General features: G+C 38.0%; 1 protein-coding gene. It reads right to left on the reverse strand.

Annotation, left to right across the window (positions count from 1 at the left end; genetic code table 11):
- Nucleotides 1-914, reverse strand: a 914-nt coding sequence (locus tag SLH33_RS12955; RefSeq protein ID WP_320419537.1) for a hypothetical protein, incomplete at both ends; no start/stop codon positions are given.

Consider the following 914-nt stretch of genomic DNA (forward strand, 5'->3'; position numbering starts at 1 on the left):
TATGGTGAACTTACACTGAAATCAAAATCAAATGCGCCTTCATTACTGCCTACACACGCTACATCATTGGTCTTATTAACATCTAAATTAAATACTGGGGCTTCTTCTACTAAAATACTGGTAGTCAATACACATCCTGTAGTTGAATTCGTAATTGTTACCGTATAAGTATCGGCTGGAACTCCTGTGAAACTTACTGGAGATACTCCACTTTGTGTATCTGTATACGCTGTACTGCTTCCCGTAATTGTTACATCAGCTGTGATAGCACTTACACTAGAATCAAATGTAATATTTACATCAGCTCCTCCTAATGGTAATGCTCTACAATCTACCGATTTTGTTACTACATAATCTGCATTGCTTAATCCATTAAATGGTGCTACAGCTTGAGTTGCTGTTTGACTACATCCATTATCATCATAAACCGTAATATCAACACTTCCGCCTGCTTCATTGGTTATAGCAAAACTAGTATTTGAACTGTCTTGAGTAATATCATCTGCTGGAACTCCTGGGGTACCATTATCGTATACAAAAACGTAACGTACATAAGTGCTAGATCCGCCTGCTGCTGATACACTTACAATTGCATTGTCCGTTACATTATTCGTAGTACATCCAAAGGGTGTTACACTTGGCGTTAATACAATATCTGGATTCTCATTAATTGTTACTTGAACTGTGGTTGTACATCCATTGGTTCCTTCTCCTGTAATATCATAAACTCCTGCTGGTAAACCTGTATACGTTAATGTAGCTGCATTAAACGTTCCTGCTACTGGGCTAATTGTATAGCTTAATGGATTTATACTATTGTTTACCTCGGTTATCTGAATCTCACCTGTGCTGCTGCCAAAACAAATGTTATCAACACTTGCTACTGCACTGAAATTAGGCTGAATTGATGGGGC

Source organism: Tenacibaculum sp. IB213877 (assembly GCF_034043975.1).
GTDB lineage: Bacteria > Bacteroidota > Bacteroidia > Flavobacteriales > Flavobacteriaceae > Polaribacter.